The organism is Pseudoalteromonas sp. SCSIO 43101, assembly GCF_023650775.1.
GTDB lineage: Bacteria > Pseudomonadota > Gammaproteobacteria > Enterobacterales > Alteromonadaceae > Pseudoalteromonas > Pseudoalteromonas apostichopi.
Genome location: NZ_CP072673.1, coordinates 721,515 through 748,433, shown reverse-complemented (window position 1 = coordinate 748,433; position 26,919 = coordinate 721,515). Strand labels below are relative to the sequence as shown.

23 protein-coding genes and 1 pseudogene are annotated in these 26,919 nt (G+C 38.3%); 13 read left to right on the top strand and 11 right to left on the bottom strand.

Features of this window, described 5'->3' with window-relative positions; all coding sequences use genetic code 11:
- Window positions 1-15 precede the first annotated feature (15 nt).
- The 4 genes and pseudogenes from J8Z25_RS03565 to J8Z25_RS03555 form a co-directional block, all read right to left on the bottom strand.
- Window positions 16-939, bottom strand: a complete 924-nt coding sequence (locus tag J8Z25_RS03565) for a GGDEF domain-containing response regulator (RefSeq protein ID WP_130049662.1) — start codon at window positions 937-939, stop codon at window positions 16-18.
- Window positions 908-4,066, bottom strand: a complete 3,159-nt coding sequence (locus J8Z25_RS03560) for a response regulator (RefSeq protein WP_350338352.1) — start codon at window positions 4,064-4,066, stop codon at window positions 908-910. Before J8Z25_RS03560 ends, J8Z25_RS03565 begins: the two co-directional genes overlap by 32 nt.
- Entirely contained in the window at window positions 3,978-4,337 is a 360-nt protein-coding gene (locus tag J8Z25_RS20830; protein WP_350338351.1) for a hypothetical protein, read from the bottom strand. The genes J8Z25_RS03560 and J8Z25_RS20830 overlap by 89 nt, the downstream gene beginning before the upstream one ends.
- 61 nt (window positions 4,338-4,398) lie before the next feature.
- A pseudogene (locus J8Z25_RS03555) lies at window positions 4,399-4,938 on the bottom strand (PhoH family protein); the annotation flags it as partial.
- A 110-nt stretch (window positions 4,939-5,048) separates the two neighbouring features.
- On the opposite strand from J8Z25_RS03555, the gene J8Z25_RS03550 reads away from it, so the two are divergent.
- The 6 genes from J8Z25_RS03550 to J8Z25_RS03525 are packed head-to-tail and all read left to right on the top strand — an operon-like array spanning window position 5,049 to window position 15,397.
- Window positions 5,049-8,321 (top strand): hypothetical protein, encoded by a 3,273-nt coding sequence (locus tag J8Z25_RS03550; protein WP_182761193.1) that lies wholly within the window; start codon window positions 5,049-5,051, stop codon window positions 8,319-8,321.
- The gene (locus J8Z25_RS03545; protein WP_182761194.1) at window positions 8,311-10,680 is read left to right on the top strand and encodes a hypothetical protein; all 2,370 of its coding nucleotides are present in this window, start codon (window positions 8,311-8,313) and stop codon (window positions 10,678-10,680) included. Before J8Z25_RS03550 ends, J8Z25_RS03545 begins: the two co-directional genes overlap by 11 nt.
- A complete protein-coding gene (locus J8Z25_RS03540) occupies window positions 10,673-11,377 on the top strand; it encodes a hypothetical protein (RefSeq protein ID WP_182761195.1) in 705 nt (234 codons plus the stop codon). Before J8Z25_RS03545 ends, J8Z25_RS03540 begins: the two co-directional genes overlap by 8 nt.
- A gap of 3 nt (window positions 11,378-11,380) precedes the next feature.
- On the top strand, window positions 11,381-11,824 hold the full coding sequence (locus J8Z25_RS03535) for a hypothetical protein (protein ID WP_220497001.1): 444 nt from the start codon (window positions 11,381-11,383) through the stop codon (window positions 11,822-11,824).
- On the top strand, window positions 11,824-14,055 hold the full coding sequence (locus J8Z25_RS03530) for an AAA family ATPase (protein WP_250662010.1): 2,232 nt from the start codon (window positions 11,824-11,826) through the stop codon (window positions 14,053-14,055). Before J8Z25_RS03535 ends, J8Z25_RS03530 begins: the two co-directional genes overlap by 1 nt.
- Complete coding sequence (locus J8Z25_RS03525) at window positions 14,048-15,397, top strand: site-specific integrase (protein ID WP_250661681.1); 1,350 nt, start codon at window positions 14,048-14,050, stop codon at window positions 15,395-15,397. The genes J8Z25_RS03530 and J8Z25_RS03525 overlap by 8 nt, the downstream gene beginning before the upstream one ends.
- Here J8Z25_RS03525 and J8Z25_RS03520 read toward each other — a convergent pair.
- A complete protein-coding gene (locus tag J8Z25_RS03520; protein ID WP_182761198.1) occupies window positions 15,394-15,594 on the bottom strand; it encodes a hypothetical protein in 201 nt (66 codons plus the stop codon). The two genes, J8Z25_RS03525 and J8Z25_RS03520, sit on opposite strands and share 4 nt — an antisense overlap.
- A 250-nt stretch (window positions 15,595-15,844) precedes the next feature.
- On the opposite strand from J8Z25_RS03520, the gene J8Z25_RS03515 reads away from it, so the two are divergent.
- The 4 genes from J8Z25_RS03515 (at window position 15,845) to J8Z25_RS03500 (ending at window position 17,211) form a co-directional block, all read left to right on the top strand.
- Entirely contained in the window at window positions 15,845-16,024 is a 180-nt protein-coding gene (locus J8Z25_RS03515; protein ID WP_182761199.1) for a hypothetical protein, read from the top strand.
- 153 nt (window positions 16,025-16,177) lie between these two features.
- A complete protein-coding gene (locus J8Z25_RS03510; protein ID WP_182761200.1) occupies window positions 16,178-16,555 on the top strand; it encodes a MerR family transcriptional regulator in 378 nt (125 codons plus the stop codon).
- Window positions 16,556-16,615: 60 nt separating this feature from the next.
- Complete coding sequence (gene merC, locus J8Z25_RS03505; protein WP_008109712.1) at window positions 16,616-17,005, top strand: organomercurial transporter MerC; 390 nt, start codon at window positions 16,616-16,618, stop codon at window positions 17,003-17,005.
- A complete protein-coding gene (locus J8Z25_RS03500) occupies window positions 16,993-17,211 on the top strand; it encodes a GDCCVxC domain-containing (seleno)protein (RefSeq protein WP_008109710.1) in 219 nt (72 codons plus the stop codon). Before merC ends, J8Z25_RS03500 begins: the two co-directional genes overlap by 13 nt.
- Before the next feature lie 22 nt (window positions 17,212-17,233).
- Here J8Z25_RS03500 and J8Z25_RS03495 read toward each other — a convergent pair whose 3' ends face one another.
- From J8Z25_RS03495 to J8Z25_RS03470, 6 genes are read right to left on the bottom strand one after another with little or no spacing between them, the layout of a single operon-like run.
- Window positions 17,234-17,773, bottom strand: coding sequence for a manganese efflux pump MntP (locus tag J8Z25_RS03495; protein ID WP_008109708.1), 540 nt, complete (start codon window positions 17,771-17,773; stop codon window positions 17,234-17,236).
- Between the two features lie 51 nt (window positions 17,774-17,824).
- Window positions 17,825-18,556, bottom strand: coding sequence for a Qat anti-phage system TatD family nuclease QatD (gene qatD / locus J8Z25_RS03490; RefSeq protein ID WP_008109706.1), 732 nt, complete (start codon window positions 18,554-18,556; stop codon window positions 17,825-17,827).
- Window positions 18,553-19,887, bottom strand: coding sequence for a Qat anti-phage system QueC-like protein QatC (gene qatC / locus J8Z25_RS03485; protein WP_008109704.1), 1,335 nt, complete (start codon window positions 19,885-19,887; stop codon window positions 18,553-18,555). The genes qatD and qatC overlap by 4 nt, the downstream gene beginning before the upstream one ends.
- On the bottom strand, window positions 19,880-20,767 hold the full coding sequence (locus J8Z25_RS03480; RefSeq protein ID WP_008109702.1) for a Qat anti-phage system associated protein QatB: 888 nt from the start codon (window positions 20,765-20,767) through the stop codon (window positions 19,880-19,882). Before J8Z25_RS03480 ends, qatC begins: the two co-directional genes overlap by 8 nt.
- 1 nt (window position 20,768) lies before the next feature.
- Complete coding sequence (locus J8Z25_RS03475; RefSeq protein ID WP_024596196.1) at window positions 20,769-22,529, bottom strand: KAP family P-loop NTPase fold protein; 1,761 nt, start codon at window positions 22,527-22,529, stop codon at window positions 20,769-20,771.
- A gap of 18 nt (window positions 22,530-22,547) precedes the next feature.
- Window positions 22,548-22,793, bottom strand: coding sequence for a helix-turn-helix domain-containing protein (locus tag J8Z25_RS03470; RefSeq protein ID WP_016899212.1), 246 nt, complete (start codon window positions 22,791-22,793; stop codon window positions 22,548-22,550).
- A gap of 509 nt (window positions 22,794-23,302) precedes the next feature.
- On the opposite strand from J8Z25_RS03470, the gene J8Z25_RS03465 reads away from it, so the two are divergent.
- The 3 genes from J8Z25_RS03465 (at window position 23,303) to J8Z25_RS03455 (ending at window position 26,915) form a co-directional block, all read left to right on the top strand.
- Window positions 23,303-24,202: a cation efflux transmembrane domain-containing protein gene (locus J8Z25_RS03465; RefSeq protein ID WP_013465880.1), complete on the top strand. Its 900-nt coding sequence runs from the start codon at window positions 23,303-23,305 to the stop codon at window positions 24,200-24,202.
- Window positions 24,203-24,654: 452 nt separating this feature from the next.
- Entirely contained in the window at window positions 24,655-25,947 is a 1,293-nt protein-coding gene (locus J8Z25_RS03460) for a TolC family protein (RefSeq protein WP_013465882.1), read from the top strand.
- 71 nt (window positions 25,948-26,018) lie between these two features.
- Window positions 26,019-26,915 (top strand): efflux RND transporter periplasmic adaptor subunit, encoded by an 897-nt coding sequence (locus J8Z25_RS03455; protein ID WP_058155246.1) that lies wholly within the window; start codon window positions 26,019-26,021, stop codon window positions 26,913-26,915.
- Window positions 26,916-26,919 lie beyond the last annotated feature (4 nt).

Genomic DNA, 26,919 nt, shown 5'->3' with positions numbered 1-26,919 from the left:
AAGAGTAGGCTTTGCCTACTCTGATTCATTTACAGCGATCATTCTCGATACAATTTGATCTCGCCCGGCATCTTTAGCCTGATAAAGACCTAAATCAGCCTCTTCTAGCAAGGTTTGTTCTGCATAAACCTGACCATTTTCTGTGGTCGCAATACCAATACTAATTGTGACATGGTCGGCATTTAGCGACGCTTTGTGTAGAATGTTTAACTCATTCACTGCATTTCGTAGTTTATTTGCAAACGAGATAGCCTCATTGGCAAAGGTATTTGGAAGTACCGCAGCAAACTCTTCACCACCATAACGAGCAACAAAGTCACTGCCTCGCTCACACGCCCCAACTAAGGCATGAGCAATTTTTTTTAAGCAGTCATCACCTGCACGATGGCCATAGCAATCGTTGTAACGTTTAAAATGATCGACATCCATTAATAACACTGATAACGGAGTTTGATCTCGACGACACCGGCGCCACTCTCGCGCTAAGTTTTCATCCAAATAACGTCTATTTGGGATCTCAGTTAAGCCATCAATTGAGGCGAGCATTTCGAGTAAGTCATTTTTTTGTTTGATCAGCAGCTGATTGCGTACACGGGCACGAACGATAGCAGCACTAAATGGTTTCGTGATGTAATCCATCGCGCCTAATTCAAGGCCCTTAGCTTCGTCATCATGGCTGGTATTTGCAGAAATGAATATAACAGGCAACATACTGGTGGCAGCGTTTTCTTTTAACTTAGTTAGCACTTCATAACCGTCAATGCCTGGCATCACAATATCCAAGATCAATAAATCAACAGTCTCCGTTTTTAAAAACGTCAGTGCTTTTTCGCCACTCTCTACACAAAAAACATCATAGTCTTGCTGTAATGTTTTCTCTAATACCAAGCGATTTAACGGATCGTCATCAACAATCAGTACCTTGGCTCTTTTCAACATCAGTAGATCCTTGTTCAATGATAAATGCAATGACCTGTTTTATTTGCCATTGCAATTCATCATTTAATTGCTCGGGCAATTCGCCATCTGCTTTAAGCCTAGCTTCACATTGTTGTGCGCACGCTGACAATCGCTTAAAACCAAGATTGCCAGCTGATCCTTTAACATTATGAACTACACGAACCAACTCATTGGTAGTTTTTAATGTAGAGATTTGTAATAGCTGCTCAGCTGCCATAGTCGCAAACTTCGACAACATAGTTAATACTAACTTAGTATTATTTGCAAACTGAGACATTATAAAAGCTTGATCAAAAAAGACTTCTTTTGGCCTATCCAACTCACTCATTGCTAAAAATAATTTACTGGCAACAATAGGTTTAGTGAGATGCTTATTCATACCGGCCGAAATAGAATGCTCAATATCTTCGCTTTCACTGTGTGCAGTGAGTGCATAAATAGGCATTTGCTCTTTAGTGAAAGACTGACGAATAATACGCGTTGCCTGACAACCATCCATTTCTGGCATCTGAATATCCATAAAAATGAGATCAGGTCTGAGGCTTTTTGCCAGCTCAATGCCTTTTTCACCACTGTGTGCACACACAACAGTGACATCAATTTGCTCTAAAATGCTTTTAATAATGCTTAAATTTAGTGGATTATCATCCACAGCAAGTACTAAAAGTCCAGATAGATCAGTACTAGAAGGCAATGAAACCAGCTCTTTTTTCACAGGCTCTACGGCTTTATCGAGCTGCAAGCAAAAGCAAAATTCACTGCCTTTGCCTTTTTCACTTTCAAGCTTAATTTCGCCTCCCATCAAAGCAACTTCGTATTTAACAATCGCTAAACCTAAACCAACCCCCTGATGAGAGCGCGTTAATGATTCATCGCCTTGGGTAAATGCATCAAATAAGCGGCTTTGATCGGCCTTACTAATACCAATACCGGTGTCTTTGACTGTAAAACAAATAAGTTGCTGCTCAGCAGATTCCTCCACCAGCATTAAGTTTAATGTCACTGTACCTTGCTCGGTGAATTTTACTGCGTTAGTGAGTAGGTTAGCTAATACTTGCTGCAAGCAAATTTGATCACCAACCAAGTTATCACTAATACTTTGGTCACATTTGACTTTAAACTCGATATTTTTATTCGCACATAAGGGAGCTGTGATCCCCTGACAGTAATCGATTAAATCAGGCACACTAAAAGGGGCTTTATTAAGTTGTACTTGCGAGCTTTCAGCGCGGGCAAAATCTAGCATACGATTTAATAAGGTAAGCAAGCTATTGGCTGCAGATTTTGCTTGCTCGGCATGGTTACGCTGCGGCTGTGTTAACCCTTGCAGTGCAATCACATCAATTAAGCCTAGTACAGCATTAAGTGGTGTGCGTATTTCATGACTTAGGTTAGCTATAAAACGGCTTTTAGCTAATGTTGCTCGCTCTGCATCATCTTTTGCTTGCACTAAATCCGTCACATCCTGTACATGAACAACATAGTAATCGGGTGTTTGCTCAGCATTCCAAACTAATGACACGCTAATTTGTAACCACCGCTGTTGCTCTTGCTGCTCAAGACTAAAGTGATAAACTTTTTTCTTCTCATGCAGTAACTCTGTCAAGGTATCCTTTAGCGTCTGATAAGATGGCTCTGCAAATAAGTCTATTAATTTGAGGTCATTGGCGTTTTCAATTGCAAAGATTCTACGTGCTGCTTTATTTGCTTGCAGCACCTGATCTTCAAGCGAAACCAACAGCACTCCATTAGCAGCATATTCCATAGCACTGCGTAATTTAGCTTCAGAGCTTTGTAATGCATTAAGCGCATTATGCTGCTCGGTAATATCACGACCAATCGCCATAGTGCCAAGAAATTGCTGATGCTCGTTGTAAAATGGCACAATGCTAAACAGATAACTACTATCTTCTGTGGTCAATCTTTTTTGATAAGCTTGGCGGTCTTTAAGCACTTGCTTTTCAAGCTCGTTTAATTCGCCGTTATCATCACTAATATCACATAATTGCTGGCCCACTAACTTCTCTTGTGGCAAGCCAATATAACGCTCATACGCCTTATTACAGCCTAAAAACGAGCCATCGATATTCTTAAAGTAAATAAGATCCGGCACGTTATTTAGCATAGTATTTAATAACGCTAAGTGACGCTCTTTCGCATCAATACTACGGCGCAATTGTTTTGACTTTACCTGTACTTGGGAATCAAGCGCTTTATTTGCCTCTTGTAAGGATTGAACGAGCTCCTCATTACGACTAAACACCTTTTTCACACGGCTGAACCAAGGCTGCCAATCAACAGGAATCCGATAATGAACTAACGCTTGTTTGCCTTCATCATGCTGCTCAAGGTAATTCATTAAGTGCGTCATCGGTTTTACAAAAATGCGCTGACTCAACCAAAAAACAGCGCTGAACATCATCACTAAAAAAACACTCAAAAATGCGAACTCTAAAAAGATGTCATAGCCAACTGGTTCACTAAGAGCTTGCTGTGATTCATAGAAACGAGTGTAAATAGGTAAGTTGGTAGCTTCTTGTACTAAATGACTATCGTTATTTTTGCGCATATCTACCGCGACATGCGGCCAATGTTCGCTGGCACTAATGGTCGTATTAAGCGTTGCCTTTGAGCTGGCAATAACTTGGTTATCTTGATTGATAAAAATATACTCACCATAGTTAGGCGCTATTTTTTTTAACCAATTAGAAATTGCTTCAAGATCATAAATCAACACAATGTAATCGCGACTATTAGCAGCTCTTTGCTTGCCAATTGCAAAATAGGCATGACCATTAATGGTCAACACTGAGCTAGAGGCAAGATTGTTGCTATTTATTAATAAAGGTCGAAATTTATTATCTAACACACTGGTCAGAAATTCACTTTTTGTTATGCTACGGCGCTTAATATAAACAAAACCTTGCTCATTAACATAAGCCACGGCTTCTAAAGATTGAATAAGTGACAGAGTGGTATTAAACGAGGGGCCGAGGGCAATAACTCGTCGCCATTGATTAATTGCATAAGCCGTTGAGGCAAACTTTCCTTGCCCGACTATCTCCCCCCACTCCATCGCCCACACTTTGATAGTAATAGTGATCATATTGATTCACATTACGTGTCCAACTAGGATCAAAATCATAAGAAAGTGGCTGTTCATAAAGCTTGAACATGGTGTCTATGAGGCCATCCGCGGCATTCATCGCATGGGAAAGCTGAGCAGTAATATTATTAAATCCGTTTTGCCTGCTTTCTATCACTCGCTCAAGTTTTAAGTTATACAGGTGTAAACACAAAAAAAACGCCACCAGCAGCGGCACAATAAGTGCCACTGCCAAAGAGCGATAATAATGCTTTAATGGTAAAAAATTCACTGGCTTATATGTACCTTACCTCGTTACAGCTAGGTTAACGAGGCATAAGTATACTGGCAAGCTATAAATTTTCTTCAGCAAAGCTGGCTAACCTGCTACGTACTACACCATTTAAGTTAACAGTAGCACTGCCCTCAAAATCTTTAAAACGTTCAACAATATAAGTTAAGCCAGAGGTCACTGGGGTCAAGTAGTTACTATCGATTTGAGCAAGGTTACCTGAGCAAATTAGCTTAGTGCCTTCGCCACAGCGAGTGATAATAGTTTTCAACTGCGACGCAGTTAAGTTTTGACTCTCATCCAAAATAACAACGGCATTTTGAATGCTGCGACCACGCATAAAGTTTACTGATTTAAACTGTACGTTGGCTTTTTCCATAATGTAATTGCGACTCGAAATTGGGTTTTCATCGCCTTTATGTAGTACCTCTAAGGTATCGGTGATCGCAGCCAACCAAGGCGCCATTTTCTCTTCTTCCGTGCCTGGTAAAAAGCCGATTGATTCAGCAATTTCAGGAGTATTACGGGTAACAATAACTTTATCGTAAATGCCTTTTTCTATAATCATTTCAAGGGCGCTGGCAAGCGCGAGTAAGGTTTTGAGGTATTCTATACTTAAAATAGACACACCGACCGACCGAGTGATAACATTATTTATCAAGCAATATTTCCAGCTCGATGTGAAAAATAAAGGTATACTTAAGTCAGACCATGAAAAATTATAAAAATAAGTGCATTCTTAACATCGACAACCCAATTTTCGAAAGCTTAGCCCCAAAAGGCAGCTTTTTACAACATTGTTTAATCAACTCAAAATGGGATGATGAAAATGAAAACACATCATCTCTAGCACATTACAATTTACGATTGGCGATATCAAAATTACTACAACTGATAGATGAAAATGAAGCAGAACATCAAGCCTTGGTCCATTTATTAGTAAGTAACCCAGTGACTATAACCATCAAAGATCTAATCAAAGGTTACAAGTCAATTGAGCTAGTGATAATTAATCACTTTCCTTTAAGCAGGGCCAAGAACTACAGCACATTAGTCAGAAGTTTTTTTAAGTCATTCAGTGACCCCATAGAAAATGGTTTTAATGCGACAGAATTGGCTTATCAAACACTATTATCAACAAATGTAGACTTTAAGAAAAACCCTAACATTGACCTTTTTACCATTGGTTTGAAAAACAAAATCAAGTTTACCATTATTGATCCCGATACCTTTCCAAATCTATTTGTAATGGATTCGGTTTTACACAATCTTTTAATCAACTTAGAAAGCACTTCAAAAGAAACTCCTTTTGAGTATTCTGTAATTGTTAGCTTTAAGAAATTGTTACGTGAAATTGACCAGTGGCCTAAAAATTCTCAAATAAAAACATTACTTAACTCTCCATTAAGCCAATTAACGCCAGATAACATTAACGAAGCGCTAATCGATTTTGAGAAAAATTTACATAAGGCATTGCCAAACAGAAAGTTGAATCAGCTAAGTACACTATTTAGACAGAAACTATTTGATCATGGACTAACTGCTCCTGAGCTAAAAAAAGCAAAAGACCTCTTCAAAACCAACTTCAACAGCTCAGGCCAATTAAAATTTAAGCCACAATATACCGTAAATTGTTCGGGCGTAGATCACAGAATTGACACTTTCATACTCGGATCTATTTTACCATCTGGAAGTGTTGGTGAATGCAGCCTAAACAAGCTTGAGACTGACTCAACTGTTATCCCTAATGATAGCGATATGATAAAAGAGCTAGTAGAAGTCCTAATGCTGATTCAAAAAGAAGGCTATAATCACGCTCGATTACTTATTGCTAAAAAGCCCGAAGACTTGATTACTTATAATGTTTCCAAGGGTTTAATAGAGCTAGAGTTATTGATCACCAATCACTTCCCTGACGAAAAGCACGAAAAACTAAAACTCATTCGCGATTTCCTGATCTTATGCGAAACCCCTACTCAAAATGGAAGGTTACTAAAAGATTTTGAGATTGATTCGACTATTAACCCAAGAGAAAAAATTAAAACAATGGCTTTTCAAGGTTATTCCAAAACTAACGGCAAAAAGAGTAATGTTACCGTTAAATTTAACCTGACTAAATTAAAGCCCTTATTAAAACTGAACAGCGTGCTAGTAACGGCGTTAAACAACCTACAAACTTACACAACAACCACGCCGATGCCTTCCACGTCTTTATCTGACATAGAGCGAACTTTAGGCTATATCGTTGATACATCATTTGAGGTGGCTCAAGTAAGGCATATCCTTACTAGCCCAATATCTGAATTAGAGCAAAGAGATTTCAGATTAGGTTTTGCTCAGCTTGAAGATATCATTGAGAAACAGGATATAAAACTAAAGGCAGCTAAAAGCCAAGCTATAAGAACATTCCTAAGTAAACATGCAGGAAAAATTAACAATCTAATCGAAATAAAAAACTGTGGATTTAAATCTCGGTTCAGTGCATCGGAAGAGCTGGATTCGCAAAAATTAATAGAACCTGTCGATGAAAATGGAGACGTCTTACCTAGCCCTATCCTTAACCAGCATCAGTCACTATCTGAGCTTCGTAAAAATGTACAGGAGCATTTTGAAAAGCCAATAAACCAGATACTGAATGCATGTAAGAAAGAGGTTGAATACTACAAGCAACTTATAGCCACTTTTGACAAATACACGGAAAAAGACGTAAACGGCTTCTATATCAAAGATATTCCAGAAACAGTTACAACGCTAGTTAAAGACAACCAAATTGAAGACGGTAGGAAAGCCCTAAAATCACGAGTAAGCGCGATTAAAAAGGAATTTACTAGTGAATTGGTAATGGGAGCCTACCTAAGGCATCAACTATCAATAGGGGTAATGAAAACCACTTACTGCCTACAAAAGTCAGAGTTAATTCCACCATATGTGCAGCATTGGTTTCGAAATACTGCTACTGGTATGAAAGAATTTTTCTGGTCAGGTTTATTTTTGCCTAAAAATATTCTGCTTGTGTGCTTTATAAGATTAGTGATCAGAACAACTTGGAATAAAGATGTAATAGCAACATTGACTCGTGCAAATTTTCCAGAGCAATTATCAGAAGGTGCTTTTGTTCTTGCAGGATTCAAAGGAAAAGTAGGTAAAGAGACTTCGCCTGTTACGATTGAATCGCATGAAAAAGAAATTCGTGAGGTGGTTAGTTTTCTTACTCAACATCATGCCAACATGGTACGAATGGGCTTTAAACCAGAAAGTATTTGGGATACTCCGGGTTCGACAAAATTAAATTTCCTGTCAGCAGATATTTTAGACAGATTACGTGAACACTACACCCTTCCATTTTTTCGCATGGAGTTGCTAGCTAAGCATCAGATAAATCTTCGGAAAGGTATCGACGGTAGCTTAGTTAACTCACAACGAGAACGGAATCATGCAACCAGTAAGGTAACTTCTGGTTATCTAACTCACCCTATAGCAGTGATTGAATATGAAGCCAATAATGCAGACTTCCAGCGAAAATTTGAGACAACGGTTCAGTTTAGACACAAAGAAGCATCAATAGAGAAGTACGGCCTAGATCGCAGCAATATTGACGAAGATTTAATCGTAGCACCAGCGAAGCATAAAGAGGATCTGCCAAATTGGTTCGTTTTAGCAGACGGCTCATCTTGTACAGATATCTTTGCTTCTGTTGACAAGTCTAAGCAAGATAGCCTCTGTAAAGGTCGAAAGTGCCATACAGGAGAAGGATGTGAGTTCAATCGCGTTGAACTGGGTGTTGATGAATTTGTACAAACACTGCGACATCAAGCTTATTACATTGCACGTGGAGAGGTGTTATTGGCAAAGCATGGTAGAGAATATTTTGAGGAGTATATTGCACCGGACATGCGATTTACGTTTGGATTAGTGAAATATGTAGAGTTATCCAATCCTCTAATGTTCAAAGATGCTAAAGGGAGATTAGAAAATGAACAGTAATCTTAAGTACCAATTCTTAAAAGATATAAAGCCAGAAGATATACTGGAAGAGCATGATGATCTACTTTTAGAAAATGCAAAACTGTTACAAGTTACAGATGAAAAACTCGCTATTGACGGTACTGTTTTACATTATCATGCGAAGATCACTGGAGCAAAAGCTAATGAAACGCTGCTGCAAAAAGGATCTGTAGATCTACGAGATATATGGGTTCCCGGTGCTGCGGGATGGCAGCACCCAGTGCCTATATTGGTTTATCCTGACTACGCCAAGGCGCTCATTGAAATCGTCGATATTTATGCAAACAGGGCCAAGCATACACCAACATTTGTAAAAACAGGGGTAATGTCACAACTCAACGTTGCAGCGCAATTCATTGAATATATGTGCTTACATGGTCATCTTGTTTTAAATGGAGTAAATCAAAAGCAAATTGATAAGATGAAGGTAACGCTCAAAGAAGGCGGTATCCCAACTACACTAGCCTTGCATGAACGAGTTAACTCATTTGTCGATTTGTTAATCGAGAATGACGAATTAGAGCCATTTTTAATCAAAGACGGTAATACCGAAAACTCTAAAGTAACGAGTATAAGAGTGCCTAAAATTGCCCAATGTATCGGGGCAGTCAGTCTTGAAAATCAAGTTCCAACTAGTGTTTACCAAAAAGTAACCGAACACCTAAAATCAAAGGGTGTTAAATTCGATATTCGTTTAGCATCCAAAGGAACTCCTGCCCCTTCGCAACCAGCCGTTAAATCATTAAATAATTGGTTTGGTACTTGGAACAGATTTGCAAAGTTAGACAACGAGGATAGATTGCAATTTATTCCTTTTACTAACCCTAATCAGCTTTCTAAGATGCTTGGTAAAGTTGCGGGTAGAACAAGGAACTTGGATCTGCAACATGTCATAAATTTATTGGGCGGCTCTCATCTGTGGGTATATGAATATTCATCTAAAATAATTTCATTGGTAAGTGAAATTACTAAATTAAAAAATAAGTGTATTAACGAAGGGGTGCGCCCAAGAACACTCACTGAGGGTAGATTTCCTGAATTTTTAGCAAGTTCTAGTAAGGTTAAGGAGCTAGAGAAACTAATCGGCATAGAAATTCACAAATCAAGTTTAACAACTTCAGACACTGATTCTGATGCGTCCTCTGTAACCGAGATAATAACGTTATTGATGACCTCTTGTTATGTCATATTGCAAACTTATAACGCAAGAAGACAAGCAGAAATCCAGCACCCACTGATTGGTATTACGGAAGAATTCTTCCGCTGCAAAGATAAAAAATTTAATTGGTATCAAGCGTGCTTTTATAACGAGAAAAATGGTGAACGCCGCTGGTACACAACCAATAATGGCAGCACTAAAGCAATCAAGTGCTTAATTAAACTGAAACAAGCATGGGGAGCTGTTGATGTTGACGGCTTGTTTAATGTACCAAGTTTTCGAATTGATGATCATGGAAACTTCAAACACTATAAATATCACTTTAACAAGGGCAAAGACTCAAAGGTCACTGGCAATGCATTCCTAAAAATGACTTTGGGTGAATCTGAAATACACTCTGATACCCACCCTTTCAGACGCATCTACGCAATAATTTATCACTATCAATATAAAAATGCAGACTTACTGGCCTTGTGTCATCAACTAGGTCATATCGATCCCGAACAAACAACGGTGTATGTGACAGAGCCAGCAGCAAGAGAAACACATGAGCAACTTCATCATAAAACTAAACTGACTCGAAATGAGAAAGCAGAATCTACTATTGCGATAAAAGAAGAAAATAACGCTCTAGATAAAATCATTGCTGAAGTAGGCGTTGAAACAACGGCAAAAGACATTCTGACTTTGCTCATGGGCACCGAAGAGATGGCTGGCAAATATACATCTTATTTGAAAAAGGTTTACCGGGTTTTACAAAAGAGTGTCAGGTTCAATAACTATACAAAAGATAAATATGGGAAAGACTTTAGCGAATTACCTGACGAAGAAAAAAGTAATGAAATTGCTCAAGTTCTTGATGCTAGAGGCCACAAACACAAACCTAAACCACACGCAACTTGCCATAAAAAAGAGAATGAAGCTAAAAAGCATAAGTCTCCTTGTGAGCCATCTGTTTGTAAGGGCTGTGCATACCAAGAAGTAAAACGAACTCAACTAAACATAATGAAAGAAGACTTAATTGCGCTAAAGGCTGTCCTAACTGATTTTTCAATGCTTCCTATTGAACGTATGCGAGCAAAGGAGCAAAGCGATAACTTATCTATTTTGATAGAAAGCCATGAACGCGCAATGGAAAGAAGTAAGAGTATTTTCAAAGGGGGGCAACCTAATGGCTAAGACAAATCAAAACCAAGATCCTCAACAAAAAGAAGCCTTTGAGCGTATTGAACGAAAAGTAGAAATACTTGAAAAGTGGGCAAACGAAGGCATCCCTTTTGTATTGGTTCAAGGTAATAAACAAGTTGATGACAAAGGAAAATATGTCCTTGAATTCTTTCCTACCAGCCCTACAGGACTTAGAAATTGGAACGGTAAACAAAATAGTAAGGAAGTTGTTAAGCAATATGATATTCCGCCATATACAACGTCTGCAAAGTCTTTAGATGCTATACCCACGAGCTTAAAATTAAAAATTTATGGCGATAAAAATAAACTTAACCTTTGGGAAAGGCTGAAGTTTAAGGCCAAGCTGCAAGCCAACACTAAAGAAAAGAACGCCCTACAAGAGCTAGAGGAAGAGCTGAAAATATCTAAAGCTAATCACCAAGGGCTGGCATACGAGTTAATTGAACTTCGAGTGACTAACAAACACTTGGAAGAAGAAAACTGCACGCTAGAGAACCAGATTGAAAGTGTACGTTTGTCTATAAAATCCCAGCTTGATCTGAAGAAAAAACAACTTAAGCAGTCTGATCTAAAGAGCAAGCAGCTTAGCATCGAAAATACAAAGCTGAAAAAGCTTTTAGACGAACATGGTATCGACTACGAAAATGCTGACGAAAGAACCTCTATTATTGATTTTCCGGGGAAGTAAATCATGGTGAATAAGCGCAGAAAATCTTCTCAGGATATCGGTAAACAGAATGCTAAAAAGATAGCAGATTGGGTAAATACTTCGCCTGTTATCCCTTTGTATCAAGGTCGGGTTAACAAGATTCAAATTTTCAAGATGCATAATGTGCCTAAATCAACACTTGATACAAATGAAGATCTACAAAAGATATTTGCGCCTGATGGTCCAATAGAAAAGCTAGTACAAGAACAAAAAGGGCTGGAGATTGAGCAACCTGATGATGTGGTAGAAGAAAATTCAGCAAAAGAAGATTTAGAAAACACGGTTTCCAATAATGAGCTTGAATTGAAAGTTAAGGCATTAGAGACTCAGCTTAACTCTATTCAACTAGATCTTGCTTCGGAACAGTTTTTGTTGGCAACAGGTCGGTATATTCCAAAGCTATACATGGATGTTGGTGACGTGTGATGCAAATAAATAATATATCGTTTAACGAAGAAGTTAAGCAATTAATAGGCGTAGTCACTTTAGTTCGGCACTATACACAAGATAAACGTGGTATCTCATCTATATTTTTATTAAAGGTTGCACGTGAAAAAATAGTCGTTAAGGCTGAATTCGGTGCGATTACGTCAATCCCGCAAACAGGAGAAATCTGGAGAGCGACTGGTGATTATTCCTTTGATAAGGAATATGGCTCACAGTTCATTGTAGATGAGGCTTTAAAGCTGCCCCCCAACGCAGAAATTTCAACTGAGGTACTTTGTGATTTCCTTATCTACAACGCCCATTTTGTCGGTATAAATAGCTATTGGACGAAGAAACTTAATCTCGCTTTTGGTGAAGATTTATTTGCAGTTTTACAAAGTTACTCAGCTAAAAAGTTATCTAACTGTAAAAAGCTAAAAATCTCACCAGTTATGGCTCAAAATCTTTGTGATGGTTGGGCTAAGGCTGTTGGTGAAAGTGAATTAAATCTATTTTTTGAACGACACAAATTACCAGTTGAGTATGTTGAAAGTACTCGTCAACTACTAGGCCGTGACGCAATTAGCTTGATAAAAAAGAATCCATATCTGCTCTATCCTATAACATCTGTAAATGCTGCAAAGCGGACATGGAAGTCACTAGACAAAAAAGTAAGAGCTAACTTTGATATCAATTTAAACGATAAGCGTAGAGCTATTTCATTTGTTGAATCACTACTTTATTCAGCACATAGCAATAACGGTGATATGGCGTTACCTGCTAATGAAGTCAAAGCTGAACTGATTGAAGCAGGCATTGGGCTTGAACTTAATGAAATTGAAGACTGTGCTTTTCAGACACTTTGTTTCAACAAACAAAATGACACTATACAAATCTTAGGTCATCAGGCGATTGAAAAGGCAATTAATGCATTACTTCACAGGCGTTTATCTAAGATAAAGCAGCTATTTGATACGAATTCGTTGGCGTTTGACGAAACGTTATCAATATTAGATCACCACAGTGTTGAACTAAATTCTCTTCAGTTACAGGCATTAGGTAATGCCTTTAATCGACCTGTTTCTTTTATTGTAGGAGAAGCTGGTACAGGAAAGTCTTTGCTATCCCAGATCATCATTGATGTATGCCTTAATAATGGTATTAACGTTTGGAGAGTTAATTCAGTTGTTTGTAATGGAGACAATATACTGCCTAATTTAAAGGGAGAATCTATTAATCGCTTCATTTCACAGGCAAAAAAGCGAAACCTAAAAGGCGCATTGTCAGGAGCACTTATACTGATAGAAAATTCAAATTCAGTTGATATGTTAACGTTATATAAACTATTAAAGGTTGTTCCTCTTAATGCTCACATTTGTTTTATTGGCGATAAATACAAATTGCCACCAATTGGTCCGGGAGCTTTTCTCAAACAGGCTGCTGACTTAAAACATGATGCGATTACAGGGCTTTTTGAAGTCTACGGTTCGACATCGAATTCAGATATCCAACGGATCTCTAACTCTTTATTTAATAATACTGCATCATCAGTATTCGATGCTATTACCGCATTTGACGTGTCAAAAGAACAAAGCCTAAGTATGTACCATACTAAAGATAAATCTCACGAGATGCTTAGTACCATTACAATCAATATTTGGTTCGAATTGACTTCAATGTTAAGTGATGTACCTAAGATCATTTGTTCGAATCCTCAGTTATGCGATGACATAAATTCTCAAGTTCAGCGGATTCGTTTTGACCGGAAAAAAGTAGCAAAGCTAGAAATTGGTGAATCTGTTTTCTACGCGGGGGAGCCAATTATTTTTGCCAAATCTAATAAGTTTATTGATGTATCGGTTGGTACGTTAGCAAACATAGTAGAAGTATACGAAAAGCCTGTCGTTGCATATGGGCGTGAGTGTTGGATGAAGATAGACATTGGTGGTGATTGTATTGATTTGTCATTAGATGATATTGAAAGTATTGCGCTTTGTTATGCAATTACGGTGCACAAAGTTCAGGGGAATCAATTTACTCATTCCTTAGTTATTTTGGATAATTTCTATTTGATTGATAAATCATGGCTTTACACATGTATAAACGCATCTAGAGAGTCGATGTTATTTATCGGTAATAGGAATCAACTAGTCAATACGGTTGATGCCGCAGAGTTTAGCGCTAATAGGCATCATGGTGTTCCACTAAAGTTGGAGGTTTCAGATGAGTAACGGTATTACTGAAACAAAAGTACACTATGATCGTCAAGACCACTATGTTTACCAAGATATCAACGGAGAGGTTCTTTGGGCACCTACAGATTTTATCATTGAGCTGGATAGAAACCCCAAAACTATACGCACTTATCGAAAGGCTATCAGACGATTATTTAAATTTTTGAACTCTGGTAAACATAAAATAAGCTGGCTTGAAATGAATGACTCTCGCATGAGGGAATTTAGGACGTTCTGCTTGAAAGAAACGACAACAGATTCACGATATCGAGGTGATGAAAACGTTGCTAAACAGACGGTCAATAGCGACTTTTTGATGCCAATCTATAACTTTTATCATTGGGTACAAAAGCAAGGTACATATCACCCAAATATTCTTGGTTTTGATCCGGCCAATAAGTTTTCATATCAGATAACATCATCATTACTTTTGAAGGAAATCGCCGTATCTAGAAATGAAAAGCCAAACAATAATTCACTATATCCAGAATTATTTAGAGATTGTGATACCAGAAGCCGAAACAGAAAAGATGCAAGTGAGTATGAGCTAGAAGAACTTAACAATTACATAATTAATGAATATGAGGGCTATGAGCGAGCGTCACTATTGCTAATTGCGCAGATCATGAATGAAACGGGTAGCCGCCCGATTTCTGTTAGTAGCTATCGTAGGCTTCAATTTTCTAAAGAAATCATCGAAAGAGAGTTCTTCCTCAACAAGCAAGATAGTTTATCAATTGTTCCAAAGCTGGCTAAGCAAGGAAATACTATGCCAGTGAGCTTTAGGTTCTCTACAGTGCTCGCTGTCAGGAATTTCATTGAGAATGATTTGGAAGAGTTTCTCACCAACATTGATACTGGCAACTATGAAGGTCATTTATTCTTAGACCCCAACAGCTTTCAACCATTAACCGCTGAGAATATCAGCAAGATCTTCAGTGAAATCACCACAGAACTTGGCTGGCCTAAAGGTAAATCGATTTATTCATTACGCCATAAATTTTCCGGAGATAGTCTTGATAAACATTTGGACGCTGCATTAGAGTTAGGCTTTAGTGCTAATGAAACTGCAATTGCACTTCAGATGGAAAGGGAAATGACCCACCGCAGCGCAGGCTCTCTAGAAGACTATATTTCGAGTCGTAAAAGAACTATGCAACAAACTGATTCATTTAAAAAGTCTTTAAAGATTAACGAACTAGAATCAGACAAAACTCGCCTTGAGCTAGAAAGGCAAAAAGCGATAGAAAGCGCAGAGCAAAAAGATGCAGAGAATCAGGCACTGTTATTAGAAATTCAAAAGCTACAAAGCCAACTAAAAGACGGCGATATTAATTAGTAAATATCTGAATCGGGGATCTCAAGATCTCCTAGATCACCAACCTGCGAATAAAAGGGATGAGTCTCAAATGTAATTTCATCATCATCAGACTCGTTACCTTCCGAAACGGCATAGTCAAAGCTTGTAGTATCGGATTCTAATGAGTCGAGAACGTCACTAAGTTTTGGGTACTTGAATGCAAGATTCTTATTCATCGTAAACCTCTATAGTTCGCCCTGAGTAGTTATAGTATAGAGTGAGGGTCATAGACTCTCCAGTTCAAATGCTAAGAAGTGGTGATTACGATTGAGTTTTTGAAAAAGTAACCTATGAGAGGTTACTTTTGATAGGAGTACAAAATAGTAACCGTTGAAAGGTTATTATTTGGCGGCAAACAAAACCTATAGTAGATTTCAATTCTAGTTTTGGAGTTTTTTTGAATACGCAAGCTTAAGGCCATAATTAGTGAAAATAAAAAATCCACACACGCTCAAGCAAGCTTTAGCAAATATGAAGCTCGAAAACTTGTCTCCATCTCCTGAAGTTAGTGTACTTCTGCAACAAGCATTAGTGGATGAGAACATTGACACAGAGGACATAATAAGCCTATTACGTGCTGCGCACCGTACTGATGAAGTACGTTAGTATACTGAATATTAATCGTCACGGTTAGCAATTACAAAACCGTGACCGATAACATCCAATAGATAACGTAATAATTGAGAAAATTATTTCTTCTACTTTAAGGTCAATTTTGAATATTACTATAATGGCACTTGTTGATTGAAGAGTATGTAAATGAAAACCATAGGTAAACTTGCTAAAGAACTTAACATTAGCATTGAAACAATCCGTTTCTATGAGCGCCAAGGTCTGATAGAGCAACCTTTAAAACCAGAGTCTGGTTACAGAATGTATGGCGATGCCCTTACCAGTCAACTCAAATTTATTCTGAAAGCTAAAGCATTAGGGTTTACGCTGAAAGAAATTGAATCGCTTATGTCACTAAGTGACAGTTGCGCTGATATTGAGTCGATGGGGTTGCAAAAACTTAATCTCATTCGTAATAAAATTGCTGATTTACAGCGATTAGAGAAAGTAATTCAAGATATGACAGATTCTTGCAAGGCCAATCAAGACCCTCAATCCTGCCCGGTAATAAATTCACTTAAATAGCTATTGACCCCGTACTTATGTACGGAGTTTATACTACCTTAAAAATTGAGGTAGATAGTTATGATCAATAAAATTCTAGATAAAGTAGGTTCTGGTGGCGTTTGGCTAGCCGCCCTTAGCTGCACAGCATGTTTTCCTGCACTCGGCTCATTGGCATCTGCTCTTGGGTTAGGTTTTCTTTCACATTTTGAAGGGATAGCGGTGAACACCTTATTGCCATTATTTGCTTCACTAGCGTTGTTAGTTAATTTCTATAATTGGTATCAACATCGAGATTCATTGAGAGGCGTTTTAAGTGTCATTGGCCCAATTGCAGTATTGCTGACCCTTTATCCTTTATGGCAATACGACTGGAGCACTTACTTATTTTACTTTGGGATCATTTGGATGGTCGTAATGTCTATTTTAGATATTGTTAAGCCCATTAAGGAACCAGTATGCAAGGTATAGAACTAGAATCTAAAATCACTTGCCCTGAATGTGGATTTAGCAAAGTTGAAACCATGCCTACAAACGCTTGCCAATGGTATTACGAATGCGAAAGCTGTAAAGCACTACTTAAACCGTTAAAAGGTGATTGTTGCGTTTATTGCTCTTATGGAACAGTTAAGTGTCCTCCTATTCAAGAAGGCAATGCATGTTGCTCAGGTAAGTAGCCTAGTATTCGGTGGTTCTGTGTCAACCAAGTAATATCTTAAATGCGATTGCGATTAACACTAAACCACCAAATAGTTCAGCTTTAGATTCCAGCCATACGCCACTTCTTTCGCCGATATTCACACCAATCCAGCTAAAGGCAAACGTCGTGACGCCTATTATCAAGCAAGCTACGGCTATATCTACCTCAAGCAATGTGATTGCATAACCTGCCGCCATTGCATCAATACTGGTGGCAATAGCAAGAACAAATAGCACACGATGAGTAACATTAGCAATATCTTCTTCAATTCCTTCAGATTGGGACTCATAAATCATTTTGCCACCGATAAATACTAGCAAAATAAAAGCTATCCAAGGTGCATAATCTTCAATCCAAGATGATAAACCTTTACCGCTGTAATAGCCTAAAAGAGGCATAAAGCCTTGGAAAAAACCAAAATAAGCAGCGGCTTTAATAAAGAGCTTTTCAGCATTTACTACTTTTTTAGAACCTAAGCCTATGGATACTGCAAACGCGTCCATACTGAGTGCTATAGCTAATACAAATACTTCAAACAAACCGATTAAACCTGAATAAAATTGTTATAAGATTACGTGACGTATAATTAGTTACTTGACTGATGTTAAACACCTAAGATTTACTGACAATTTTTCTATTATCAAAGCCTTATTTTTACACCAAATTTCAGCCAGATATTCAGTAACAGTGCCAACACTTGAAGGAAACAGAATATTCCCCGCCACTTTGGCGAAAGGTCCATCAGTTTCGAGTAGAACTCTATCTTGAGGTATCCACGATATTACTTTTTTAGCTCTGGCTGAAGTTAGCATGGCTGGCCCAATAGAGAAGAAACAGCCTAGCTCGACGGCTTCTAGAACTTGCTTCTTAGTACCTAAAAACCAATGAAGAATAGAAGTACCAGCATTGGGATGTAACTTAAGTTGTTCAAGAACTTCACCAGTCGCGTTAAGACTATGGATAGTTAGTATTTTGTCATCAAAGCCTTCACATTTTTTTAGAATATGCGTGAAAACCTCTAATTGATCATCAAAGTAATCAGCGTAACCTTTTGAGCCATCCAGTCCAATTTCTCCAATATATCTAGTTCTATCAACTAGCTTATCGAATAGTGCTAATTCATTTTTTCTTAGATGAGCAAGTTGAGGGTGAAGCCCCAAGGCCGTCTTACAGTGTTTTATGCCACTTGTTAACTGGACAGTACCTTCAAAAGCTGAAGGCACCGTAGTTACTGATAGCACGTAATAATTACTGCTTTTTATGTCGTTCAATACCTCTTGATGATCTGGATATAAATCAACGTGGCAATGAAGATCCATCATGACGATTTATCCGCTTGGAGAAATAATTCAACCTCTGCCAATCCTCGCTTAATAGTTGATTCTAATTTTTCTCGTATATCTTTTTCTTGTGGTATTGGCCCTGAACTTCGAAGCCAAGAACGATAGTTATCGGATTGTTTCAATCTAATAATGGCAGTTTGAACCGCTTGGAGATCATCGCGAGTATCTTTTTCTTTGATAAGATCTCTCAACCGCTTTGTCTTGTATGGCGCATCTTGTGTAAAACCAGCATGAAAAACTGACGCTCTTCGAATAAGGCAAGGTACACAATGCCCACACTGTTTATGTTCTCTGTGCCAATGACTGCATGAAACACTTAGGGGAACTGCTTTTCTAATTGCGTCTTGATCAACACATTCCGCTAACATTTCACCTTTAGTTTTGAATTGATAGGGGTTTACAAATTTGACATGAAACCCAGTGTCTCTAAGCAAAGATTCAAGCCTGCTTAGAAAATTAGGATGAGTAGTTCTAGTGCTATGGCTACCAATCCGTCTTCTGGTAAGCGGCGGATTTATAGAAATATAGCCATTCTCTGGGACGACAATAGTTTCAATACTGCTATCGCAATTAGCATTTCTTAAGGCTGATATACCAAGTACCGCCATAGCTAGGAAGTTAAAGCTTCTTCCCCTCATACTAATGTCAGTTTTACCTTCTAAGTGCTTAATAATATGGGGAGACATTGAATAGGACAATTCGCCGAATGGCGGGGATAATAATTGCTTAATGTCTTCTTGCTTAGCGCCATCACCACGATAAGCGTGACTAACCAAGAGAGGCTTTAAATCTGATTCTCCGTTCAAAATATCAATTGCACCAACTGCGCTATCAAGACCACCAGAAAAAAGGCAAACAGAGTTGAGTCCAATTAATGATTTTGCTTTTGCTTTCGCTTGCTCACTTGTTTTAGGAGTCGGCATCGGCATAGTTGTTTTTTCAAAAGTAAACAGCCATTGATCGCCTGTAAGAAAGTTGAGCAAAGAACTCAGTTCAGGTTCTACAAAATTCCACATATCCTCATCAGTTACAGGAACATGCAAATGCATTTTTCTAGCCCATGCATTTTCTGCATTATCCCTTAATTCAAATGTATCAGCAGCGGTAACGGCGGTAGCAATTGTTATCAGATCTATTGAATCAGCATCTACATTCAATCCTAAATCACGAACTGTTTGTAGTAGTTGTTTTGACACCAAGCTGTGCTTAGTGATGTCATTTTGATGCGTATGAAACATTTGGACAGGATGACAATCATCAGAAAAGTCAGGCAAGTTAGCAGGGTCATGGTTAAAGTAAAAATTAGTCATTAAAGCTCTCCCATTCATCAACCGTCATAGCAATAGCATCGGCTTGAATTTTAGTAATATTTTCTTTGCTAATAGTACTGGGGTTGCCATTAGTTACTTTGTCTAACTGCTCTTGTGTAATCACTTTTATTAGTTCCCTTAATTCAACTTCCATTTGATGATGCTTGCTTGCTGGCTCAACATGAAACCAAGCTCTGCCCATGCCTTCAACCACATCCTGAAAAATAAGGTCTGTTAAATAACAGCCTATGGCTTCTTGGATAACTTCGTCAGTAAAACTGTTTGGGTCAAATTCTTCTGTATCGGGGAGTGCTTCTTCTAGTGCGTAATCCAACGCAACTCTTACAGCATCCGAATCGGCATTATCAGGCGCTAAATGGCTAGCAATTTTGTCGATTGCTTGATCAGTCGATAGCCCAGTTAGATCACCTAATGATAAGCTTTGATTATTAACCGTTACGGTGTCGCCACGCATGACACCAAGCAATCCAGAACCAGCAGTTATGCCGCTTGATAGTCTCCTGCTTGTGCTTTTACCTCCGCCAGAGCCTTTTCTAGAGTAACTTTTTAATGAACGCCTTAGATCTGAGGTTGAGCCACCTGTTTGCGCATATTTACCAAATGCTCTTCTGGCACTGGCAAACCTATTTGGAGGCGGTGTTGCTGTAGGTGAACCACCGATTTCTTGTTGAACCTTGTCATTGTCAATATCATTGCTATTGTCATTCTGATCATCAGCTTGATTATTATCAGAGCCAGCTTGCTCATCCCCATCAGTACCTGATGCAGGTTCTATTGTGACAGGATCTCCTTGCTCTGCCCAAGATGGAATAAGTGGACTCTTATTATTTGGTCCTGTTGACGATGCGGACGTACCCATATTACTTAGTTCCCTCTAGTTCTTTTAAAATTGGATTAAGCCATCTTTGGCGGGGCAAGCTTTTTAAAAATGTAAGAAGACTTAAGCTACATTTATCATCCTGCTTGGCAAGTAACACAGCCCCATAAATGCCTGTTGGTCTTTCGGTCCAATCACCAATCAACTTAAAGTTTTCAATCAAACCATCCATGACTGACATGTATTCTTCCTTCGGAGTTGTGGTAATCGCAGTAGAGTTAACGCCACTGACCCTTACCTTTTGCTTCATTAATTCTTCTACGAGTTTTTGAGCGGCTCCAGACATTACCGAATTAACAGCCCCCATTGGAATGCTTTCTCTGCTCAGATATGCCGCTGGTGTCAAATCCATTTCAGTGAACATGGGAGGTAATTTCGACCATTTATCAATAAAAGCTAGGTCGAGTTTCCACTCTTCAGGTAAATTAATTTCGTCAAATTCGACTTCTGAATTTTCAAGATCCGCTAATACTTTTGGATATCCGTTTTCCTTATCAATTAATTCATAAAGCTTGTTGGTAGCCTGAGTGCCTAAGCACCTCTCAAAAATTACCAGCTTAGTGATAGTTTTTTCATCAAGCTGCATTCCTCTGCGATGAGCGGTTTTCTTTCTCATCTTAACCTGATTGAGTAATCGCTTAACTATGCGAGGGTTGCCGTTAATGTTTGTGGATTCAGCTAATAGTGGAGCTAACTGTTCAGCAACCACAAATTTACTTCTGAGTTCGGAATGCTTTTCAATCTCGTGATCTTGAAGTAGCTCGTCAACGGTAATTTGTGGTTGTTTCCACGACAGCCTTAATGACTCTTCAAGGGCACATCTTATCGTTTCTAATTGCGCATCGGTAACGCCGTGATCTTGAGCAGTAAGCATCATTAAATATGCCCTTATCTCCAGAACGCCGGGTCTTGGTACATGCACAGGAATTTGAATAAGCTTGTCTAAATAATCAGTTTGATGTCGTTGAGATGCACCTTTGTGATACTCAGGCACTGCCAAGCGGATCATGTCCTCATCGGCGGCAATAACAAATGCAGTATTGGGTAAAAATAGAAATAACCTGATCGCCTCAAGGGTCGAAATAGCATTAAATGGAGAGCAGCGATCTAAATTATCGACATAGACAATAAGTGGCTTATCAAACTCCTTTAACAGATCAGAATATGCTTTTCGGAATTCTTTAATTTCTTTAGGAGGTGAAAATGATTTATTATCTTTGATCAAACCTTTGTTTTTCTTCGCGACATCCTTAGCGCCATCGACAGCACCTTTTACATCATCAACATCCAGTTCACCATCGTCACCACCACTGAATAGTCCCATGATCTTCTGTATACCACCCATAGTTGGTATACCAGCTAATGCTGCACCACCATCCATTAGCAATCCCATCAGTCTGATCTTATCTATTCGTCCAGCAAACTCTTTTGCTTTTGCACTGAGATTTTTATCGTCTGCTGCTTTTTTAACTAAAGTAGATGCAATTGTTTCTAGTAACGCCGCTTTAGCGTCATCATACCCTTGGAAAGTCCATGCATCGAAATGTACTTGGATATATTCTTGTTCATCACTTTCCAGAGAAGCCTTAGTAAGTTCAAGAATCGTCGATTTTCCAGCGCCCCAATCACCAAAAACGCCTATACTAATAGGCATTAACTCCTTTTCTGTTATAAGATCTTTTATTGACTCAGCCGTTTCATTAAAATTTAAGAAATCAATTTTTGATTCTTTATCAGACCACATAACGTCTCCTTTTATTTATTATTTCTTTTGTTCCATTCTTTCAATAATTCGGTGAACCGTGGGGCGGCTAACAGAATATTTCTTCGCTAATGCAGAGATCGATTCACCATTTAATTTATCTTTATATAATTCTTTCGCTTGTTTGTCTGATAAAGCAGGCAATCTGCCCATGTGTTTGCCTTTAGCTTTAGCCTCTTCACGACCTTCTGTGGTTCTGGCTTTTATAAGATCCCGCTCAAGTTGAGCGAATATGTGGCTACGCATAATGTTTGAGATTATTTCTCATCAAGCCAGATTGGGTGAGTACTAGGAAATCTTCGTCAGATTTGAGCCTGAAGCAGTCGTAAACGATGGTACAAAATTACTTCAGCTAAAATTCACTTTGATACGAAACCGGACATTAGGCTTAGCGTATCTCATGACAAGTGTTCCAACAATATAGTCGTTGCTCTTACTTTTAAATTTAAATCTTGTTTTAGATCCTCTGTACAATTAGTAACACACCAACGCGACTTTAATGTGGAATTAGGATCATCGGTTAATTTATTCTATCTAGATAGCTCTTCTATTTTTTATCTTTGATAAACATCGGTATAAAACGGGCAGTCCAAATAATGTTAGCAGTGTTTGCTGTCACTACCCCCCAACAATTATTTTCTTGGAATAGCTATTTGAGTTACTTCCCAATCTTTTCAAATTAAATAACTTTTTATTTGACTCTATAGCCACTATAGATTTTATACTTATTTTAATATTGTTTCGGAATGTTAAATATGTCAGAAAAATGTAGTGGTCAGTGTCAATCATCTCCTACCAACGAAGACGTAAAAATTGATACACAATTAGATAACTATAGTGGCGCGTTTGTCAGTACATATAAAGTGCCTCAAATGGACTGTCCTTCAGAAGAGAGATTGATCAGATTAGCTCTTGACTCAATTCAGCCTTCAGTTGGATTGCAGTTTGATATTCCTAATCGCTTAGTCAAAGTTTTTCATGATGAAAATTTAGATGAGATAACAAAAAAGTTACAACAACTTAAACTCGGTGCAGAGTTAGAGTCAACTAAACAAAGTTGCAGTACAGAAGCTGCAAAAGCAAAAGACTTAGCCCAAAAAAATGAGATGAAAGAAGCATCAACCCTAAAATGGTTGTTAGCCATTAATGGAGTCATGTTTTTTATAGAAGTAATTGCTGGGATTATTGCACAGTCTGCTGGCCTAATTGCAGACTCATTAGATATGTTTGCTGATGCTGCTGTGTATGGTTTAGCTATTTATGCCGTAGGTAAAAGTATTAGCATGAAACTTAGAGCAGCACATATATCTGGTGTGCTTCAAGTTATTCTAGCGCTAGGTGCTTTGAGCGAAGTCGTAAGACGCTTTGTTTACGGTAGTGAACCGATCTCTTCTTTAATGATGATATTTGGTGGAATAGCACTAATCGCTAACGTTGCTTGTCTGTTTTTGATATTTGGCAACAAAGAAGACGGCGCTCATATGAAAGCGAGTTGGATTTTTTCCGCAAATGACGTTATCGCAAACGTTGGTGTAATTTTAGCTGGCTTATTAGTTACAGCAACAAGCAGTCGTTATCCAGATTTAGTGATTGGTTTGATAATTGCTCTTGTCGTTTTAAACGGTGCTCGCCGCATCTTACAGCTAAAGTATTAAGCAGAGAAATGAAAATAATGCACTCATCGTATATCAAATCAAATATATCATACGTGATAATGATTTTAATCGCGGTGCAGTCTGTGTTTTTTTCGCTAGAAGAGCTTGAAATAAACTTAAGTGAAAGTTCTTTTAGTTCATCACTAACTAAGTCTATTACCCCGCTAAAAGCTCCAGAAGACTCCAATATGCTTGAGGTGAATAATAGCAACTCTTCAATTGATAATTGTAATTTTTGTTGCTGTTGTCACTTATTTTTAAATGCTGATTCTTCCTGTAACATTTTCCAAGCAATAGAATATTTCCTTACCTACGCCTTAGTTTCTCCTGAGCTAAAAGGCTATATCTCGGTGCCATTCCGCCCACCTAAATACGCCTAAATTTTATAGAAAATTATGAAAGGTCAAATGTTAATGACCGAAAAAAACATATAAATTTATAGGAAAGTATACATGGCACTTAATACCTGTGTGCATCGCAAGATAGCAATTTTGAGGTGTGTAACACCTCGGCTTAAATATATCGCGTTTCTCGCGTTGTCACTTTTTACATTTAATGTTTATGCCTTTGAAAAGCAGTTAAATCTTCAAGAGGCAATTCAGTGGACGCTTAAACAAAATCCTGAACTCAAAATATTTGATTTCAAACAAACCGCATTAACAGGACAAGAACAAACAGCAAGTTTAAATCCTGCTTATGAACTAGAAGTTGAAGCTGAGAACTTTGCAGGCTCAGGTGAATTTAATGCATTCGACAGTGCTGAATTAACAGTCGCTCTATCTTCGGTTATCGAAATGGGAGATAAACGCTCAGCGCGGATTGGACTTGTTTCAAAATCAAGAGCACTACTCAATGCTGAGAAAGAAGTCTCTGCGCTTAATTTAATGGCTCAAGTCACTGAGAAGTACGTGGAAGTACTTGCAGCCCAACAAAGAGTTATATTGGCAGAAAATGCTTTGAGCTTAGCACAAGAAACGTTAGAGATTGTATCTCAGCGTAACCGCGCAGGTGCTACTCCTGAGGCTGAAGTGAAACGCTCAAAAGCAGTTATTGCTCAGGCTAACCTCACCCTTCAATCTGAACAAAAGCGCTTGGAATATTTGAAGCTCTCATTAGCAGCCTACTGGGGGGAAAACTCTGTAACCTTCTCTGAAGTACAAGGGGATCTTTTTCAGTTTGGCAATGATAGTGACTTTAACAGCCTTTTTGCGAAGTTAGAGAAGAACCCTGCTATTCAAATCTATGCAAGTGAACAGCGACTAAAAGAGGCTGAAATACAGTTAGCTAAAACAGAGTCAACGGCCAATATCAAATGGTCTGTTGGTGTTAGGCGCTCTCAAGAAGCCAATGATACGGCACTGGTCGCTGGCTTTAGCTTACCTTTGTTTGCTGAAAAGCGAAATTCTGGTGCAATCGCTAGTGCGCTAGCAGAGCGTGACCAAGTTGCCATAGAGAAAGAGGCGACTAAGTTGAGGTTTAGAAATCACTTACTACGAGCATACTCCAATAGAAAACAAGCCATATTAACAGCTAATTCATTAAAGCAGTCGGTTATCCCAATGCTTGAAGATGCACTGGAAGATACTCAAGACGCCTATCAAAAAGGTCGATATGGATATCTTGATTATGTATCGGCTAGACAAGAGCTGTTAAATGCTCGGCGAACCCTCATTGATGCGGCATCTGCTGCCCTAATTTATGGCGCAGAGATAGAAAAACTAACAAACGAAGCGCTGTCACTCTAAAAAAAGCATCACTTTAAGCTTAATAACAATTTATTGATTCAGTTATTAACTGAATCGTTTAGGAATTAAAAATGAAAAACTATTTACTCGCACTATTGATTTTTATTGGGTATTTGTCACCCATTCAAAGTGTTTTCGCTAGTGAAGATGAACATGAAGGCGAAGAAGGCATAAGCAAAATCGACAATAACATGGCAAAAAAGGTTGGTGTTGAAACAGCCTATTTAGCTTCAAAAACGTTGAACCAAACTATCCCTGTATACGGCTCTACGACGATAGGCGCTGAACAATTATTTCAAGTTGGCGCTAGATATAACGGCGTTATAAAGACAATAAACTCCACTGTTGGTGATACGGTAAAAAAAGGCGATCTATTAGCCGTTATTGAATCTAATGAGAGCTTAAATACTTATAAAATAACATCGCCTGTTTCTGGGACTGTTTTACAGCGAAATGGAAATATTGGCGGTATCACGCAAAACACTAGCTTGTTTGAAATCGTCAATTTTGACACCTTGTGGGCTGAATTTAAGGTGTTTACCAGCCAATATAATCAAATTAAAGTCGGTCAACCTGTTGATATTGAGCATGGTGAACAGGCATTCAACTCAACCATCACCAATATAATTCCAGCTAAAGATCAGTCTTATGTTTTAGCACGTGTACGTTTAAACAACACTGAGTTAAAGCTAACGTCAGGTCAATTATTAAAAGGCAACGTCAAAATAAATCAATTCAAGGTGGATTTAGCCGTTGAGAAAGTTGCTATCCAAGAACTGGGGGGACAATTAGGTGTATTTGTTAAAGAAGATGAAGAGTACGAATTTGCACCGCTTGTATTAGGACGTTCAGATAAGAACTATATCGAGGTTATTGGTGGCCTCAGTAAAGACACTGAATATGTAAACAAAAACAGTTATCTGATAAAAGCAGATATATTGAAATCTGAAGTAGAAGACGACGATTAGGAGA

What these genes read in the sequence shown, in the direction of transcription:
- J8Z25_RS03565 (WP_130049662.1), bottom strand. Translation starts at nt 939, where the DNA reads ATGTTGAAAAGAGCCAAGGTACTGATTGTTGATGACGATCCGTTAAAT.
- J8Z25_RS03560 (WP_350338352.1), bottom strand. Translation starts at nt 4,066, where the DNA reads ATGATCACTATTACTATCAAAGTGTGGGCGATGGAGTGGGGGGAGATA.
- J8Z25_RS03550 (WP_182761193.1), top strand. Translation starts at nt 5,049, where the DNA reads ATGAAAAATTATAAAAATAAGTGCATTCTTAACATCGACAACCCAATT.
- J8Z25_RS03545 (WP_182761194.1), top strand. Translation starts at nt 8,311, where the DNA reads ATGAACAGTAATCTTAAGTACCAATTCTTAAAAGATATAAAGCCAGAA.
- J8Z25_RS03540 (WP_182761195.1), top strand. Translation starts at nt 10,673, where the DNA reads ATGGCTAAGACAAATCAAAACCAAGATCCTCAACAAAAAGAAGCCTTT.
- J8Z25_RS03535 (WP_220497001.1), top strand. Translation starts at nt 11,381, where the DNA reads ATGGTGAATAAGCGCAGAAAATCTTCTCAGGATATCGGTAAACAGAAT.
- J8Z25_RS03530 (WP_250662010.1), top strand. Translation starts at nt 11,824, where the DNA reads ATGCAAATAAATAATATATCGTTTAACGAAGAAGTTAAGCAATTAATA.
- J8Z25_RS03525 (WP_250661681.1), top strand. Translation starts at nt 14,048, where the DNA reads ATGAGTAACGGTATTACTGAAACAAAAGTACACTATGATCGTCAAGAC.
- J8Z25_RS03520 (WP_182761198.1), bottom strand. Translation starts at nt 15,594, where the DNA reads ATGAATAAGAATCTTGCATTCAAGTACCCAAAACTTAGTGACGTTCTC.
- J8Z25_RS03510 (WP_182761200.1), top strand. Translation starts at nt 16,178, where the DNA reads ATGAAAACCATAGGTAAACTTGCTAAAGAACTTAACATTAGCATTGAA.
- merC (WP_008109712.1), top strand. Translation starts at nt 16,616, where the DNA reads ATGATCAATAAAATTCTAGATAAAGTAGGTTCTGGTGGCGTTTGGCTA.
- J8Z25_RS03500 (WP_008109710.1), top strand. Translation starts at nt 16,993, where the DNA reads ATGCAAGGTATAGAACTAGAATCTAAAATCACTTGCCCTGAATGTGGA.
- qatD (WP_008109706.1), bottom strand. Translation starts at nt 18,556, where the DNA reads ATGATGGATCTTCATTGCCACGTTGATTTATATCCAGATCATCAAGAG.
- qatC (WP_008109704.1), bottom strand. Translation starts at nt 19,887, where the DNA reads ATGACTAATTTTTACTTTAACCATGACCCTGCTAACTTGCCTGACTTT.
- J8Z25_RS03480 (WP_008109702.1), bottom strand. Translation starts at nt 20,767, where the DNA reads ATGGGTACGTCCGCATCGTCAACAGGACCAAATAATAAGAGTCCACTT.
- J8Z25_RS03475 (WP_024596196.1), bottom strand. Translation starts at nt 22,529, where the DNA reads ATGTGGTCTGATAAAGAATCAAAAATTGATTTCTTAAATTTTAATGAA.
- J8Z25_RS03470 (WP_016899212.1), bottom strand. Translation starts at nt 22,793, where the DNA reads ATGCGTAGCCACATATTCGCTCAACTTGAGCGGGATCTTATAAAAGCC.
- J8Z25_RS03465 (WP_013465880.1), top strand. Translation starts at nt 23,303, where the DNA reads ATGTCAGAAAAATGTAGTGGTCAGTGTCAATCATCTCCTACCAACGAA.
- J8Z25_RS03460 (WP_013465882.1), top strand. Translation starts at nt 24,655, where the DNA reads ATGGCACTTAATACCTGTGTGCATCGCAAGATAGCAATTTTGAGGTGT.
- J8Z25_RS03455 (WP_058155246.1), top strand. Translation starts at nt 26,019, where the DNA reads ATGAAAAACTATTTACTCGCACTATTGATTTTTATTGGGTATTTGTCA.